This is a genomic window from Pseudomonas piscis, assembly GCF_009380155.1.
In the GTDB taxonomy this organism is placed as follows: domain Bacteria; phylum Pseudomonadota; class Gammaproteobacteria; order Pseudomonadales; family Pseudomonadaceae; genus Aquipseudomonas; species Aquipseudomonas piscis.
In genome coordinates this window covers 166,338-181,526 of the sequence record NZ_WHUV01000005.1, presented here as the reverse complement: position 1 = coordinate 181,526, position 15,189 = coordinate 166,338, and the positions used below count along the sequence as shown (strand labels likewise).

Here is a 15,189-nt window from a genome sequence, read left to right as displayed (position 1 = left end):
CGGCGCATCCCTCAGATGCGCCGGCTGCGCACCAGCAGCCAGAGCAGGTAGAAGCCGCCCAGCAGGCCGGTCATCAGGCCAATGGGCAGGTTGACACGGGCAGCCAGGCGCTGGCTCAGCAGATCGGCCATCAGTAGCAATACCGCACCCATCAAGGCACCGGACAGCAATGGCACCCCGCAGCCACGGGTCAGGCGCCTGGCCAGCTGCGGGCCGGCCAGGGCGATGAAGGCGATGGGGCCAGCGGCGGCGGTGGCGATGGCGGTCAGGCCGACGGCCACCAGCACCATCGTCAGCCGCGTGCGTTCCACCGCGATTCCCAGTTGGGTCGCGCTGGCATCGCCCATCTCCAGCAGGTCGACTTGGCGGGCGTGGTACAGCGCGATCGGCGCGATCGCCAGCAGGCCGATGGCGGCGGGCACCACATGGGACCAGGTGCGGGTGTTGAGCGAGCCGGCCAGCCACAGCTGGGCGAACATCGCCTGGTCCAGGTTGCCGGTCACCAGCAGCAGGCTGTTCAGCCCCGAGAGGCTGGCGCCGACGCCGATCCCCACCAGTACCAGGCGGTAACCCCCGGCGGTTCCGGCCTTGCGCGCCAGTAGCACCACCGCCAATGCGGTGCACAGCCCGGCTGCCAGGGCCGCCAGCGCGGTGGCCAGGGGGCCGGAGTCGAACAGCATGATCTGCACGATGGCGCCGCTGGCGGCACCGGTGGTGAAGCCGATCACATCCGGCGAGCCCAGGGCATTGCGGGAAATGGACTGGAAGATCGCCCCGGCCATGCCCAGGGCCATGCCCACCAGGGTGGCCGTCAGGGTCCGGGGCAGGCGCACCCGCTGGATGACGCGTTGGGCGGTGGCGTCCTGGCCCTGGCCCAGGAGGCTGGCCAGCACTTCGCCGGGGGACAGCGCCAGGCTGCCGCTGCCCAGCAACAGTGCCCAGAGCAGCAGGGCCAGCAGCACCAGGACGCAACAGACCAGCAGCGTACGCGGCTGCCAAGCCACCGACAGCGAGCCCAGGCGCAGGGCGTGGCGGCGCATCACAGGCGGCTCAGGCGAAAGCGCCTGACCAGGACGATGAAGCATGGGCCACCCAGCAACAGGGTGATGATCCCGGCGGCCAGTTCTTGTGGCGCCACCAGCACGCGGCCGAGCATGTCGGCCGCCAGCAGCAGGCTCGCCGCCAGCAGCGCCGAATAGGGCAGGATCCAGCGATAGTCCGGGCCCGCCAGCATCCGCGCCAGATGCGGTGCCACCAAGCCGATGAAGCCTATGGGGCCGGCCATGGCGGTGGCCGCGCCGGCCAGCAGCATCACCGCCAGGCAGGCCAGCAGCCAGGTCAGGCGCAGGTTCACGCCCAGGGCCCGGCCGAGCTCGTGGCCCAGGGCCAGGGCATTGAGCCGCGGGCCGATGGCCAGGGCCAGCCCCAGCCCGCAGGCGACGGCCATGGCCGGCAGCGGCAACAGGGCCAGGCCGGTGCTGGCCAGGGAGCCCGAGGCCCAATGGCGAAAATGATCGAACACCTCCGGTGGGCAGTTGAGCACGATGATCCCCGTCAGCGAGGCCAGCATCACCGACAACCCCGCTCCGGCCAGCACCAGGCGCACCGGGTTGGTCCCGGTCTCATGGGCCCGGCCCAGCAGGAACACCAGGGCCCCGGCCAGCCCGGCTCCGCAGAAGGCCAGCCATAGCGATTGGAGCATGCTGGTCAACTGCCCCAGCGCCACGCCGCTGATCACCGCCAGGGCCGCGCCGGCATTGATGCCCAGCAGCCCGGGTTCGGCCAGGGGATTGCGGGTCACGGCTTGCATCAGCGCCCCGGCGGTACCCAGGGCCATTCCGGCCAGGAGGGCGACCAGGGTTCGCGGCAGGCGCAGCTCACGCAGGATCAGGTGCTGGTCGTTGCCTGGATCGACGGCGGACAGGGCCTGCCAGACGACCTCCAGGGCGATGCTGCGCGAGCCGCTGGCCAGGCTCAGCAGGGCCAGGCCGGCGAGGACCGCCAGCCCGACCAGCAGGCCCCAGCGACGAGTCTTGTGGCGCCGTGAAAGCGCCAGCGCTGGAGCAGCGCCCTGGGCGAGCAGGTCCATGGCTCAGCGAAACTGCGCGGCGACGGTATCGATCATCTGGCGCCCGGAGTAGTAGTCGATACGAAAGGAACTCGGGCCCAGGGCATACACGCGCTTGTGGATCACCGCCGGCAGGTTGGCCAGCACCGGATCGGCAAGAAACGCCTGCACATCCTGTTCATCGGCGCTGAGCAGGAACACGCTGTCGCCAGTGATGGCGGCAGGCAGGTTCTCCCGGGAGATGAACTGGAAGTCCGAGGCGCGGGTGACGCTTGCCGCCAAGGCCTCAGGTAGCGGCGCGACCTTGAACCCCAGGGCACCGAGCAGGCGCGCCTGGGGGCTGTTCAGGCGGCCGATGGAGTAGCTGCCCGCGATGTTGTAGCCCACCACGCTGACCGGCCCCGCTGGTGGCTTGATGGCGGCGGCGGTTTGCGCGGCGTACTGGTCGAAGCGCTGGATCGCGGCTTGGGCCTGTCGCTCAAGCCCGGTGTGCCGACCCAGCTCGGTGGCGATGTCCTGCCAGCTCTGGTTCGAGTAGTCCACCACCAGGGTACGGATGCCCTGTGCCTGGAGTTCGCCACGCTGGGCGATCACGCTGTCGGCTCCGGTGGCGGAGAGCACCAGCAGGTCGGGATCGCTGGCGATCACCGCCTCGATGTCGAACTGCAGGTTTCGATACAGCACCTGGACTCCCCGTTGTTCGGCCACTTGCGCCCATTGGGAAAAGAACCCGCGCGAGTCGGTGAGGCGGCTGGGGGTGGTGGCGGCGCTGGCCACCAGGGGTGCCTCCATGGCTAGCAGGATCCCGGTGACGCTGGGGCTGGTGGAGACGATGCGCACAGGCGTGGTGGCAGCGGCGCAGGCCAGTTGGCTGCAAAGGGCCAGGACTGCCGCGCTGAGCAGCCGGGTGGCGAAACGTGGATTCATCATGGGTCCGTCGGGTGATGGGTTGGCAGTGGCAGGGCCTTCGGTGGAGCTTGCGGGACCCGGATTGCATGGGGCATATGATAATGCTTCTCATGCAATGTGTTCCATATTGTAGAATCAATTCTGCAAAATCAACTTTTCACACCCCAGGCACCCAAGGAATCTTCCCGTCCATGACCCACCGCTTGCATGCCGATGCCGTGACCTTGCGCCACGCTGCGCGAATCATTTCCCAGGACCTTTCCCTGGCCATCCCCGATGGTTCGTTCACCGTCATCGTCGGCCCCAACGCCTGCGGCAAGTCCACCCTGCTGGCGGCGTTGTCGCGCTTGCTGGCCCCGGCCAAGGGCCAGGTGGTGCTCGACGGCAAGGACATCCGCCAACTGCCGGCCCGGGAGGTCGCCCGGCGCCTGGGCCTGTTGCCGCAGAGCGCCATGGCGCCGGATGGCATCACCGTGGCCGAGCTAGTGGCCCGGGGGCGTTATCCGCACCAGTCGTTCTTGCGCCAGTGGTCGCCGGAAGATGAGCGGGCGGTGCTGGCGGCCATGGCCGCGACCCGGGTCGAGACCCTGGCCGAACGTTTGCTCGACGAGTTGTCCGGCGGCCAGCGCCAGCGAGTCTGGATCGCCATGGTCCTGGCCCAGGAAACCCCGATCCTGCTGCTGGACGAGCCCACCACCTACCTGGACATCGTCCACCAGATCGAGCTGCTGGAACTGTTGGCCGAACTCAATCGCCAGGGCCGCACCATCGTCGCGGTGCTGCACGACCTGAACCAGGCCTGCCGCTATGCCAGCCACCTGATCGCCCTGCGTGACGGCGCCATCGTCGCCCAGGGCGCACCGGCACGAATCTTCACCGAGGCGCTGGTGCAGGAGGTGTTCGGATTGCCTGCGCTGATCATCGCCGACCCGGTCAGCGGCACGCCGCTGATGGTGCCCCTGGGCCGGGCAGCGGCCCCGGATTCGTCCGGAGCCTGAGGCGGCTTCAGCGCCGAGGGGCGGGCGGCACCTGGGGCACCATGCGGCCACCGGTGGCCTGGTTCACCAGCGCGGCTTCGTGGAACAGCGCCTGGCGGTCTTCGGGGGCCTGCAGTTGCCCCAGGTCAGTGACGGTGGTCATCACGCAGACGATTTCCTGCTGGGCATCGAATACCGGCGCGGCCTGCCCGGTGACGTTGGACAGCAGGTGGCTGGTCATCTCGGCCCAGTGCGCCTGGCGCACTTGCTCCAGCACCGCGGCAGTGGGCGGCGTGCCGCGAAAGTGCGCCGGCTGCTGCTTGCGCGCGGCATCGATCACGGCCTTGGGCAGGAAGGCCTGGAACACCAGGCCGCAGGCAGTGTTATCGATGGGCAGGATGTCCCCCAGGGCCAGGGGGTTGATGGAGAAGTAGGCACTGCGATGCCAGCGCACCAGGGTCGGCCCGCGATCGGTCCAGATCGCCACGCCACCGCTGGCCGCATGTTGCTGGGCCAGGGCCTTCATGTGCCGGGCGGCGATATCCACCGCGTCGATACGCTTGAGTGCGCCGATGCCGATGCTCAAGGCCGCCGGCCCCAGGTCGTACAGGCCACTGGCCGGGTCCTGCTTGGCCAGGCCCTCCTTGACCAGGCTCTGCAGGTAGCGGTGCGCGGTGGAACCGCCGGTGCCGGTGCGGCGCGCGACTTCCCCCAGGGCCAACTCGCCCTCGGCGTTGGCCAGGGTATTGAGAAAGCGCGCGGCAATGGAAACCGACTGGATCACCCCGGAGCGTTTCTCCGAAGGCGGGTCCTGGGTGTCATCCAGCGGGTTCTGCGAAGTGTTCAACGGCTTGGTCTCCTCACCACTGTCCGGCTGCGGGTGTTGCGCGGATCGGGGCCGCGCGGCGGTGCCCATGATAGCGGTTCCCTGGCGTTGTCGGGGCGGGTTGTGCCTGCATATCGAATACAACCTATTCCGTTTTGCAGAATTAATTCTGTATTGAGGAATTTGATATCAGCGTGATAGCCTAATCGTGAAAGAGGATCATTCTCATTTGGAGGGAGGCCTTGATGGCCCTTACGCATCGCACATTGAGTCACGGTATTGGCGTTCTCACCCTGTCGAGCCTGCTGGCGGCGCCCTCGGCGCTGGCCGAGACAGAGACCAAGGGCGAACAGAAGGGCAGCCTGGCCCTGGAGTCGCTGGTGGTCACGGGGGAAAAACTCGAGCGAGACCTGAAGAACACCGCGTCGTCGGTTTCGGTGATCACCGACCGTGATATCGAACGCAGCAAGTCCGGCGATGCGTCGGTGGCAGAGGTGATCAACGGCACGCCCAACGTGATCTACACCGACTCGGTGGGCGCGCCGATCATTCGTGGCCAGGACACCCAGGGCCCGAACAACGGGCAGAACGTGTTCTGGGGCGGCACCGTGCCACGGGCCACCATCAACCTCGATGGCCACTACCTGAACTACAACGAGATGTTCTTCGGCGCGACCTCGGTCTGGGACGTGGACAGCATCGAAGTCTTCCGCGGGCCGCAGACCACTTCCCAGGGCGCCAACGCCATCGCCGGGGCGATCATCGTCAACACCAAGGACCCGACCTTCGTCCCCGAGGCGGCCTACCAGGCCGAGATCGGCAGCTACCATTCGCGTCGCAGCTCGGTGGCGGTGTCCGGGCCATTGGCCGAGGATTTCGCCGGGCGCCTGGCGGTGGACTACTCGGCTCGCGATACCTTCATCGACTACGACAACCCGCGTTTCCAGGGCAGCAAGACCGACCAGGATTTTCGTAACCTCAATGCCCGGGCCAAGCTGTTGTGGTTGCCCACGGACATCCCCGGCCTGGAAAGCAAGTTCACCTTCTCCCACACCGACAGCAACCGACCGACCCAGGAAGCGGCCACCGCGCCGTTCCACAAGCTCAACCACCGCTCCACCACCATGCCGTCCTGGGAGCAGGACACCAACACCAGCATCCTCGATGTGTCCTATGAGCTGGGCGGCGGCCTCAAGCTGCACAACCAGGCGCAGTACTCGCTGTCTTCGGTGCACCGGGTTACCGGGGCGGCAGGCGAGGGCGATGCGGATATCCGCCAGAGGAACGGCTCCAACGAAACCCGCCTGAGCTTCGGCGAGCAGCAGGATGTGTTCAGCGGCATGGGCGGTGTCTACTACGCTCGCACCCGCACCGATGAAAGCCTGAACCTGCGTGGCCGCTCGGTGTTCGATGACACCAAGACCAACCTCGGGATCTTCGGCGAGCTGCATTACCGCCTGAGCGATTTGTGGACCCTGAGCACAGGCTTGCGCTACCAGCAGGACCATGTCGAGCGCGATGGCAACTCGGTGCTGGCGCCACGGGCGCTGAACTACGACAAGACCTTCTCGGCGCTGCTGCCCAAGGTGTCCCTGGCCTACGCCGCGACCGCGCAGTGGACCGTGGGCGCCATGGTCAGCCGTGGCTACAACCCCGGCGGCGTGTCGCTGAACCTGAGTACCCGGCAGTGGGCGTACTTCAAGGAAGAGTCGATCTGGAACTATGAGCTGTTCAGCCGAGCCAGCCTGCTGGACGACCGGCTGCTGATCAACACCAACCTGTTCTACATGGATTTCAAGGATGCCCAGTACAACATCCCGGTAGTGATCTCCCCGGGCGTGGCGCAGTCCTACACCATCAACGCCGAGAAGGCCCATGCCTACGGCCTGGAGCTGGACTTCGATTACCGCCTGCTGGACAACCTGCGGCTCAAGGCCAGTGCCGGTACCTTGCGCACCCGCATCGACAAGATTTCCAGCAACGCCGGTTAAGCCCACAACGAGTTCGCCCGCTCGCCGGGCTACACCCTGAGCTTCGGCCCCAGCTGGGACATCACCGAGCGCCTGAACCTCAATGCCCAGGTGCGCTACCTGGACGGCTACTACTCCGACGTGGCCAACACCTCCAGCTATTCGGTCAAGCCCTACACCCTCACCGACGCCCGCATGAGCTATCGCTTCAACGACCAGGTCCAGCTCTACGGCTACGTCAAGAATGTGTTCGACGACCGTTCCCCGACCTACATGCAAGAGAACCGCGGCATCGGCGGCACCGAAGCCAGCATGACCCAGCCTCGCACCCTCGGTATCGGTATCAAGGGCGCTTTCTGACCCGGCCCCGGCGGCGCCTGCCCGGGCCGCCGGCCTCATTCCCCTACAGGAGATTGGCAACAGATGAGTAACCGCAAACGCCTGCACATCGGCATGTCCCTGGCGCCCACTTGGCTCAGCGGCGATGCCTGGCGCCAGCCGGACAGCAACATCGAGGGCATCTACAGCTGCGATTTCGCCGTGGACATCGCCAAGCGCTCGGAGGCCGCCCACCTGGATTTCGTGTTTCGTCCGGACGTCAGCTACCTGAACATGGACGGCCTGGAAAGCGGCTCGGGTTTCGCCAGCCTCGACCCCACCGTGCTGCTGGCGGCAGTGGCCCGGGAGACCCGGCATATCGGCCTGGTTTCCACGGTGTCCACCACCTTTTTCCCGCCCTACGTGGTGGCGCGCCAGTTGCAATCGCTGCACTGGGTGAGCAATGGCCGCGCGGGCTGGAACATCGTCACCGCGCTGCAAGGCCACGAGAACTTCGGCCTGGAGGCCATGCCCGGCGCCGACGAGCGCTACGCCCGGGCCGCGGAGTTCACCAGCCTGGTGCATGAGCTCTGGGCCAGCTACCCGTCCGCCGCGCTGTTGATCGACCGCGAGAACGGTCGCTACGCCGATCGCTCCCAGGTGCATCCGGTGGAGCATGAGGGGACGCATTTCAAGGTGCGTGGCCCGCTGAACCTGCCGGCCTATCCCGGGCCGCGAATCCCGCTGGTACAGGCTGGCGCCTCGGACACCGGCCGTGATTTCGCCGCTTCGGTGGCCGACCTGGTGTTCGCCCCGACCCCGGACAAGGAAGCCGCCCTGGAACTGCGCCACGACCTGTCCCGACGGGCGTTGAGCCATGGCCGGGACCCGCGCGATATCCGCTTGCTGCCGGGCCTGAGCCTGTACCTGGCGCCGACCCGGGAAGAGGCGCGCCAGCTGTTCATGCAGACTCACGGCAACCCGGACAACAGCCGCAAGTTCGCCTCCATCAAGCAGACCATCGGCCTGGACCTCAGCGACTGGCCACTGGATCGCCTGGTGAGCGCGGCGGACCTGCCGCCGCCGTCGTCCAACCCCGGCAGTCGTACCCATACCAACCTGCTGCGGCGCTTGATCGAGCGCGAGACCTTGCGCCTGGACGAGCTGTTGCTGCGTCCAGAGGTGATTTCCGCAGCCCACTGGCAAGTGATCGGCACCGCCGAGGATGCCTTCGAACAGATCGCCGACTGGGCCGAGGCCGGCGCCATGGACGGCTTCATCGCCGCCCCGGGCGGCTCGATCCGCTCGATGCAGATCTTCCTTGAACAGGTCGTGCCGCTGTTGGTCCAGGCCGGGCTGTTCCGCGAGCGCTATAGCGCCAGTACCTTCATGGAGCACTTGCAGGAGCAAGGCTGAAGCCAGGCAGGTAAGCGGGGTACGGTCCGGATGACAGCGCGCTATGGTTGTTTCTACACAACGGGCCGCGGATCATTCCTGGCCAATATCCACCCTGGAAATCAAGCAAGGAAAGTCTCGATGAAAGTCAGTGCGCGCAACGTGTTCAAAGGCCGGGTCAGCCAGGTTGAAGAGGGTTCGGTGAATGCCGAGGTGGTGCTGTCGCTCGAAGGCGGCGAGCAACTGGTGGCGGTGGTGACCCTGCAAAGCCTGCGCAGCCTTGGGATCGCCCTGGGCACCGAGGCCCTGGCCCTGGTCAAGGCACCGTGGGTGATGCTGATGACCGACGCCGAAGGCATTCGCCTGTCTGCCCGTAACTGCCTGCAAGGCCGGGTGATCAGCGTCACCGACGGTGCGGTCAATGCCGAGGTGGTGCTCGAGCTCAGCGGTGGCAGCCGCGTCTACTCCATCGTCACCCGCGATGCCGTGGATGAACTGGGCCTGGCCCCGGGCGTCAGCGCCACTGCGGTGATCAAGGCCTCGCACATCATCCTCGGCGTACCGGCCTGAAACACCCGCCGGTAGGCTCGCCGGGCCTTAGCGCCCGGCAGGCTACCAGCGGTCGAACAGCTGCTTGACCTGGCGCGCCTCACGGCAGTCGTGCAGGGCCTGCCGGAAGCGCTGGTCGGCGAACAGCCGGGCGGTTTCGGCCAAGAGATCCAGGTGCGACTGCTCGGCAGGGGCCGGTACCAGCAGCACCAGGATGTCGCGCACCGGCTGCTGGTCGGGGGCGGCGAAGGCCATGGGCGCCTGGGGGCGCAGATACAGGACGTGGATCGCGTCCAGTTCCTCCAGCCGCGCATGGGGCAGGGCCACGCCCGCTCCGATGGCGGTACTGCCGGCCTCCTCGCGACGGGCCAGGCTCGCGGCCACCCAGTCGCCCGGCAACTGCCAGGTATGTTGCATATGCTGGCCGATCTGCTGGAACAACCGGTGCTTGTTCGACGGATTGACGGCAAGGAGGATGTCCTCCTCCTGCAGGTGCATGGCCAAGTTGCCCATGGGCTTCTCCAGGACAGGCGGGCGCCAGCGGCCCGGCTCAGCTTCCATTCAAGCGTATTCACGGCCGGCTGGCAGCCAGGGTGCGGCAGTTTTTACGAAGTCTTTAGGTCCCCACGAATCCACACGGCTGCCCATGAACCTTCAGCGCGGCATGATCAGCAGGCTCTGTACCGCGACACCGCAGGGGCCCTGGGTGTCGTACAGCTGGGTAATGGTCTGGCCACAACCGCTGGAGACGATCGAGGTCGAGGCCTGCAAACCGATCCACTCGCCCGATGGCGGTCGTGCGAGATGCAGCGACAGGTCGGCATTGGCGAACGCAAAACGGTCCGCCGGCAGCACCCAGCTCAGGCCATTGCCGAAGTCGGCGGCCGCCGCGATCCGCATCGCCGCCGAGGTCGCGACACCGGCCACCAGCGGCACCTTCAGGCGTAGCCAGGCCGCTGCCGGGCCAGGTTGGGCAGGGTCGCCACCTGCGACCCGTCCCTCCATCGCCGTGTAGTAGAAAGAGCGCACTTCGGGCAGGCCGGGGATGCGCAACGGGCGCGGGCAATCCTCGGGAGGCGGCAGCCTGTCGATCGCGGCACGTGGCAGGTCGGACGGCAGCGCAAGGGTACCGGCGCGTACCAGTAGCCCATGGGCCCTGGCCACCCGCTTGCCATTGGCGCAGAGGGTGATTTCGACCCGCGCACTGGCTCGGCCAGTTTCGAGTGTCACGTCCGTCTCCAACCTGTCGATGGGCACCGGTCGGAGCAGTTCCACTGTCAGCCGTGCCAGTTGCCAACCGGTTTCGCTCGGTGCGGACTCGACCAGGTGGGCCAGCAGCCCGCAAGGCGCGCCGCCATGTTGGGCCCGCGAATCCCATGGGCCACGGGCGAGTTCGGTGGCACGCCAGGCCGAACCGGTCTCCTGGATGAAGATGCAGTCGTCGGGATGAATGTCATGCATGGGCTATCTCGCAGGGCGTTTGTGGAATGTGTCCTGCCAGGTCGAACTGCGCCGCCCAACGACGGAACCCCATGATCGGGCCATCACCTTCGGCAAGGCCGGGGCGCTTCCAGCGCACCTTGTGTTCCCAGATCGGTACATCCTGGCTGACCTGGTCGATGGCTTCATCCACCAATGCCAGGCTCATGTCAGGTGCATCGATACCTTGCAGGCGTGCCATCAAGCTGAACGTGACGGTGACACGGCCGGGCTCGACCGGCACCACGGAATCGACGAACACAATTTCGGCAAGGTCGCCGATGCGAAATCGCACCACGGCGAAGTAGGGGCCATACAGTGACGTCTGCAAGAAGCCAGACTGTTTCCCGCGGGGTGTGTTGAATTCATGTCGTATATCGACGTGCAATGTCGGGCCGATGGGATCGAAGCGTTCAAGCCGCGCCAATGTCGCTACGCCGTGCAGGTAGTGAAAGTGGGTGGTATCGACGATATTTTCCTGGACCTCCTGCCAGATAGTGTCCACTTCCCAGCGCTGGCGTCGATAGCGTGACCAGGCCGGGTTCTGGTGCTCATGCAGGTGGGGTACATCGAAAGTTGGAGGCGTGTCGCCTGGATGCCACCACACCATGATCAGCCCGTTGCGCTCCATCAGCGGCCAGGCCTTGAGCCGGTGTCGTTCCAGGCGTGGATTATTGCTGTAGGGAATCTCGCGGTAGCCACCCGCTGCGTCGAAGCGCCAGCCATGGAAGGGGCAGCGCAAGGTGTCGCCATACACCCTGCCGCCATGGCCCAGGTGCGTACCAAGGTGGGGGCAGTAGGCGTCCATGACATGGGCCTGGCCGCTGTCGTCGCGCCACAGGACGAACTCCCGCCCCATGGCTCGCAGTGGCTGAACGTCCCCTTGTTGAAGATCTTCGCTGTAGCCTGCCTGGAACCAGCCAAAGCCGAGCGCTGCATCGCCGAGTCTGCGCATAAACCGTCTCCTTGCCCGGGCTTCGGGCACATGGAATGGAACTGCGTTCAACTGCATCGGGATAAAGGGGACGGTCAGCGTACTGCGGGCGGGACGTCGATTGCTACAAAAAATGAACTGTGATTCAATTCTTGCATGTCATATCGACGCACAACGAAGGTCGAGGAGCGCCTGGCCCAGACGCGGGAACGTATCGTGCTGGCGGCGCTCGACCTGGTCGCTGAACATGGTTACGGCGGCACCACCATGCCGTTGGTGGCAGGGCTTGCCCAAGTATCCACCGGCCTGCTGTACCAGTACTTTCCCTCGAAGACCGACCTGTTCGACGAGGTTTTCCGACGTGCCTCCCAGCGTGAGATCGATGCTTGCGCAGCGGCTGCCGCTATCGAAAGCGCGGCGGCCGAGCGCCTGGCCGCGGTCATCCGTACCTTCTCCCATCGCGCGTTGAGCCGGCCACGCCTGGCGTGGGCGCTGCTGGCCGAACCGGTGGCGCCGGTGATCGATGAAGATCGCTTGCGCTTTCGCGAGCCCTACCGTGCGATTTTCGCCACGGTCATCGAGGACGGCATCGAGACCGGCGAGTTTCGGGTGCAGAGCGCCCACACCAGCGCGGCAGCCATCGTCGGCGCCTTGGCCGAAGCGATGATCGGGCCCTTGGCCCTGGGCATTCTCTCCAGGCGCGCGGCTCAACGAGTGGTCGATGATATCGTCGGCTTCTGCCTGGCGGCGGTGCAGAGCCACGGCGCCGCGACGCAAGGCGCATCGACCCGTTCCAGCGGTGCCCGGAAGGCGCCGCGATCCACCCCGGCAACACCTGGCAAAACAAGGGCGACACGGACCTCCAAGACGAACCCCGGCAAGACCTGACCCGCTGAGACCATCGGGCGCTTGGCGTCCGGCGCTGGTGCAGCGAAGGAGAGCATCATGTGCGAGTTCATCCAGCCTTCCCCTGTCTTTTCCAACCGTTTCCATAGCGACCGTACGTTGCGCTATGCCCTGGAGCGCCTGCTACCGCCGGATATCTTCGCCATGGCGAGTCCGGACCTGGCGCGGATGGGCGAGCGAGCGGTGGATGAGATTCCACGCTTGGCCGAGGCGGCGGAGCGCAATGAACCGCGCCATGTGCCCTATGACGCGTGGGGACATCGGGTAGATCGCATCGAGGTCGATGGCGCCTGGGATCGCCTGGTGGCGACCGGGCAAGAAGAGGGGTTGGTCGCGTTGCCCTACGAGGCGCCCTACGCGCAATTCTCGCGAGTGGTCCAGGCCGGTCTGGTCAACCTCTACGAAGGGGCCGGGGCCGTAGCGGCGTGCCCGCTGGTGATGACCGATGGCGCGGTACGTTTATTGTCGCTGCACGATGCCGATCTCGCCGCACACTATCTGCCGCACCTGTTGGCCCGTGACCAGGGGTGGACCTGCGGCCAGTGGATGACCGAGAAGGAGGGCGGTTCCGACATCGGCCAGGCTTCCACCATCGCGCGCCCCCTCGGCGACGGCACCTGGGCATTGAGTGGCACCAAATGGTTCACTTCGGCCGCGACCTCGCAGGTGGCGCTGGCACTGGCCCGGCCCGAAGGCGAAGCACCCGGCAGCAAGAGCCTGGCGCTATTTCTGCTGGAGTTGCGCCAGCCTGATGGCCAGTGGAACCACATTCATGTCCGGCGCCTGAAGGACAAGCTCGGCACTCGCGCCCTGGCTACCGCCGAGGTGGATCTGCAAGGCACGATCGCCCGGCCGGTGGGCGGACTCGACCGGGGTGTGGGCAAGATCGCCGACCTGCTCAACGTTGCGCGGTTGTGGGCTTCCTGGGGCGGCCCAGCGGGGGTTGGGCATCTATTGATGATGGCTCGTGACTATGCGGGCAAGCGTCGGGTATTTGGCCAGTGGTTGCGGGACCAGCCGTTGCATCGCCAGTGGCTCGCACGGATCGGCGCCGAGTACGAAGCGATGCTCGCGCTGAATTTTGAAACTGCGCTGGCCCTCGGCCGGCATGAACAGGGCCAGGATGCGTCCGGCCTGGCTCGCCTGCTGGCGCCATTGAGCAAGCTTGCCTGTGCGCGACAGAGTATCTGGGCCGCCAGCGAGCTGGTCGAGAGCTTCGGAGGGGCCGGTTACCTGGAAGACACGGGGATTGCCCGAGTGCTGCGCAATGTGCACGTTCACTGCATCTGGGAAGGCACCACGTCGGTGTTGGCCCACGATGTGCTGCGGGCCTTGCACGGTACTGATCTTGGCGCGGTCTTTCTGGCCGATATCGAGCGGCGCCTAGTGTCGGCCGGTGCTGCTGCGGCGCCTGTCGTAGGGCCGATTCGCCAGGCCTGCCAAGCATTGCGGCAATTGGCCGGCGCAGCCGAAGAAAGGGATGGCCGACGCCTGGCCTGGGGCATGGCGCGAACCTGCCAGGCGGTGTTGTTGCTGGAGGCGGCGATATGGCGCCAGGTCCGCAAGTCGGACGCCAGCGGCTGGACTGCGCTGCAGTTGTTCATCCAGCAACCGCTGGTGCCCTCCGCGCTACCTGTGAGCGACGCCGAGCTGGGCGACCTGGCCTTCGGTGCTGTCGCTGGCGGCTAGCAGCCCATTGCCAGTGTTGAACATGGACCTGGGTGTCACGAGTCGACGGTGCTGTGGTGGGGTGGTTTTCACAGGGCCTCCAGGAACGCCTTCAGCGCCTTCAGTTCGACCCGGTCCAGTCCCAGAACCTCGAATTGCGCCGACGTCACGGGAAACAGAGGGTCCTGCAACTGCCCACCCTTGGGCACAGGTCTAGGCATGCCTGCGTTGTAGAACAACAGCACCTGATCGAGGCTGCTGGCCAGCCCATTGTGAAACCAGGGGCCGGTATGGCTCACGAGTCGCAGGGATGGCGTGCGAAAGCGCCCGACATCTTGCGCCAGCCCGGTGACCTCATAGCGGCCGAGGTCCTCGCGGCGACGTCCATAGAAGGTCAGGCCGGCATTGTGGAAGCGGTTGTCCTGCAGTGCCGGACCGAAGTGGCAATTCATGCAGCGGGCCTTGGTGCGAAACAGGTGCAAGCCCTGTAACTGCTGGTCGCTGAGCGCCTTCGTCTGCCCCCGCAGAAAACGCTCGAAGGGGGTACGTTGGGCAACCCGCAGCAGGTCGCGCTGGTAAGTCGCCAGTGCCGCCGCCACCTGCTCGGCACCCAACGCCTGTCCGGGAAAGGCCTTGGCGAATTGCGCCGGATAGTCCGTGCTGTCTCGCAGCCGGGCCACCAGCTGCGTGACGCTGAAAGCCATCTCCTTCGGGTCGACGACCGGCATCAGGGCCTGCATCTCCAGGCTGGCGGCGCGCCCATCCCAGAACAGATGCTCGGCCAGGCCGCTGGCCACCAGGCTCGGCGCATTGCGCCGGCCCGCTGCACGGTCATGCCCGAAGGAAACGCGGCGCCCATCGGCGAATGCCAGGTCCGGCTCATGGCAAGAGGCGCAGGCAATCTGCCCCGAGCGCGACAGGCGCGGGTCGAAGAACAGCTGACGGCCCAGATCGGCTTTCTGCTGCGTGTAGGGGTTGTGCTCCGGCGACGGCGCACGCTCGGGCAAGGGGCCCAGCTCTTGCCAGGCCACGCCGGCATCCACCTGGGGCGTCGGCCACTGCGCGAAGGGGCGGCTGTACGCTTCGCGCAGGCACGCCACTTCGCTCAGTGCGCAGGCAAGCCCTGGCTCCGATTCAATCACCAGCAGGATGCCGATCAAGGCCACAAGACTCTTCAGGTGGCGGCGCAT

13 protein-coding genes and 1 pseudogene are annotated in these 15,189 nt (G+C 66.3%); 6 read left to right on the top strand and 8 right to left on the bottom strand.

The annotated features are described in order from the left end of the window. Nucleotides 1-11 precede the first annotated feature (11 nt). From GDH07_RS25585 to fepB, 3 genes are read right to left on the bottom strand one after another with little or no spacing between them, the layout of a single operon-like run. A complete protein-coding gene (locus GDH07_RS25585) occupies nucleotides 12-1,040 on the bottom strand; it encodes a FecCD family ABC transporter permease (RefSeq protein ID WP_053131133.1) in 1,029 nt (342 codons plus the stop codon). After that, nucleotides 1,040-2,089, bottom strand: a complete 1,050-nt coding sequence (locus GDH07_RS25580; RefSeq protein WP_152899298.1) for a FecCD family ABC transporter permease — start codon at nucleotides 2,087-2,089, stop codon at nucleotides 1,040-1,042. Before GDH07_RS25580 ends, GDH07_RS25585 begins: the two co-directional genes overlap by 1 nt. Before the next feature lie 3 nt (nucleotides 2,090-2,092). After that, nucleotides 2,093-2,998 carry a Fe2+-enterobactin ABC transporter substrate-binding protein gene (fepB, locus tag GDH07_RS25575; protein WP_152899297.1) on the bottom strand — a complete coding sequence of 302 codons (906 nt, stop codon included), beginning with the start codon at nucleotides 2,996-2,998 and terminating at the stop codon, nucleotides 2,093-2,095. Between the two features lie 170 nt (nucleotides 2,999-3,168). Here fepB and GDH07_RS25570 point away from each other — a divergent pair, with 170 nt between their 5' ends. Beyond that, the gene (locus tag GDH07_RS25570; protein ID WP_152899296.1) at nucleotides 3,169-3,975 is read left to right on the top strand and encodes an ABC transporter ATP-binding protein; all 807 of its coding nucleotides are present in this window, start codon (nucleotides 3,169-3,171) and stop codon (nucleotides 3,973-3,975) included. Nucleotides 3,976-3,982: 7 nt separating this feature from the next. Here the strand turns inward: GDH07_RS25570 and GDH07_RS25565 are convergent, their stop codons facing one another. Next, a complete protein-coding gene (locus GDH07_RS25565) occupies nucleotides 3,983-4,801 on the bottom strand; it encodes an IclR family transcriptional regulator (protein WP_031320051.1) in 819 nt (272 codons plus the stop codon). 221 nt (nucleotides 4,802-5,022) lie between these two features. On the opposite strand from GDH07_RS25565, the pseudogene GDH07_RS25560 reads away from it, so the two are divergent. The 3 genes and pseudogenes from GDH07_RS25560 (at nucleotide 5,023) to GDH07_RS25550 (ending at nucleotide 9,033) form a co-directional block, all read left to right on the top strand. Continuing rightward, nucleotides 5,023-7,110: pseudogene (locus tag GDH07_RS25560) on the top strand (TonB-dependent receptor). 63 nt (nucleotides 7,111-7,173) lie between these two features. Next, nucleotides 7,174-8,484 (top strand): NtaA/DmoA family FMN-dependent monooxygenase, encoded by a 1,311-nt coding sequence (locus tag GDH07_RS25555; RefSeq protein WP_022639382.1) that lies wholly within the window; start codon nucleotides 7,174-7,176, stop codon nucleotides 8,482-8,484. A 120-nt stretch (nucleotides 8,485-8,604) separates the two neighbouring features. Continuing rightward, a complete protein-coding gene (locus tag GDH07_RS25550) occupies nucleotides 8,605-9,033 on the top strand; it encodes a TOBE domain-containing protein (protein WP_152899295.1) in 429 nt (142 codons plus the stop codon). A gap of 42 nt (nucleotides 9,034-9,075) precedes the next feature. Here GDH07_RS25550 and GDH07_RS25545 read toward each other — a convergent pair whose 3' ends face one another. From GDH07_RS25545 to GDH07_RS25535, 3 genes are all read right to left on the bottom strand, one after another. Beyond that, a complete protein-coding gene (locus GDH07_RS25545) occupies nucleotides 9,076-9,525 on the bottom strand; it encodes a PTS sugar transporter subunit IIA (protein ID WP_022639380.1) in 450 nt (149 codons plus the stop codon). A 141-nt stretch (nucleotides 9,526-9,666) separates the two neighbouring features. Continuing rightward, on the bottom strand, nucleotides 9,667-10,473 hold the full coding sequence (locus GDH07_RS25540; RefSeq protein ID WP_152899294.1) for a thioesterase family protein: 807 nt from the start codon (nucleotides 10,471-10,473) through the stop codon (nucleotides 9,667-9,669). Next, nucleotides 10,466-11,446: a Rieske 2Fe-2S domain-containing protein gene (locus GDH07_RS25535; RefSeq protein WP_178124116.1), complete on the bottom strand. Its 981-nt coding sequence runs from the start codon at nucleotides 11,444-11,446 to the stop codon at nucleotides 10,466-10,468. Before GDH07_RS25535 ends, GDH07_RS25540 begins: the two co-directional genes overlap by 8 nt. A gap of 135 nt (nucleotides 11,447-11,581) precedes the next feature. On the opposite strand from GDH07_RS25535, the gene GDH07_RS25530 reads away from it, so the two are divergent. Both GDH07_RS25530 and GDH07_RS25525 read left to right on the top strand, forming a co-directional pair. Beyond that, nucleotides 11,582-12,313: a TetR/AcrR family transcriptional regulator gene (locus GDH07_RS25530; protein ID WP_152899292.1), complete on the top strand. Its 732-nt coding sequence runs from the start codon at nucleotides 11,582-11,584 to the stop codon at nucleotides 12,311-12,313. Between the two features lie 57 nt (nucleotides 12,314-12,370). Further along, nucleotides 12,371-14,020, top strand: a complete 1,650-nt coding sequence (locus GDH07_RS25525; RefSeq protein ID WP_152899291.1) for an acyl-CoA dehydrogenase family protein — start codon at nucleotides 12,371-12,373, stop codon at nucleotides 14,018-14,020. A 68-nt stretch (nucleotides 14,021-14,088) separates the two neighbouring features. On the opposite strand, the gene GDH07_RS25520 is transcribed toward GDH07_RS25525, so the two are convergent. After that, the gene (locus GDH07_RS25520) at nucleotides 14,089-15,189 is read right to left on the bottom strand and encodes a cytochrome-c peroxidase (RefSeq protein WP_152899290.1); all 1,101 of its coding nucleotides are present in this window, start codon (nucleotides 15,187-15,189) and stop codon (nucleotides 14,089-14,091) included.

Coding starts and splice junctions, on each gene's coding strand:
- GDH07_RS25585 (WP_053131133.1), bottom strand. CDS start 1,040: ATGCGCCGCCACGCCCTGCGCCTGGGCTCGCTGTCGGTGGCTTGGCAG.
- GDH07_RS25580 (WP_152899298.1), bottom strand. CDS start 2,089: ATGGACCTGCTCGCCCAGGGCGCTGCTCCAGCGCTGGCGCTTTCACGG.
- fepB (WP_152899297.1), bottom strand. CDS start 2,998: ATGATGAATCCACGTTTCGCCACCCGGCTGCTCAGCGCGGCAGTCCTG.
- GDH07_RS25570 (WP_152899296.1), top strand. CDS start 3,169: ATGACCCACCGCTTGCATGCCGATGCCGTGACCTTGCGCCACGCTGCG.
- GDH07_RS25555 (WP_022639382.1), top strand. CDS start 7,174: ATGAGTAACCGCAAACGCCTGCACATCGGCATGTCCCTGGCGCCCACT.
- GDH07_RS25550 (WP_152899295.1), top strand. CDS start 8,605: ATGAAAGTCAGTGCGCGCAACGTGTTCAAAGGCCGGGTCAGCCAGGTT.
- GDH07_RS25545 (WP_022639380.1), bottom strand. CDS start 9,525: ATGGGCAACTTGGCCATGCACCTGCAGGAGGAGGACATCCTCCTTGCC.
- GDH07_RS25540 (WP_152899294.1), bottom strand. CDS start 10,473: ATGCATGACATTCATCCCGACGACTGCATCTTCATCCAGGAGACCGGT.
- GDH07_RS25535 (WP_178124116.1), bottom strand. CDS start 11,446: ATGCGCAGACTCGGCGATGCAGCGCTCGGCTTTGGCTGGTTCCAGGCA.
- GDH07_RS25530 (WP_152899292.1), top strand. CDS start 11,582: ATGTCATATCGACGCACAACGAAGGTCGAGGAGCGCCTGGCCCAGACG.
- GDH07_RS25525 (WP_152899291.1), top strand. CDS start 12,371: ATGTGCGAGTTCATCCAGCCTTCCCCTGTCTTTTCCAACCGTTTCCAT.
- GDH07_RS25520 (WP_152899290.1), bottom strand. CDS start 15,189: ATGCGCCGCCACCTGAAGAGTCTTGTGGCCTTGATCGGCATCCTGCTG.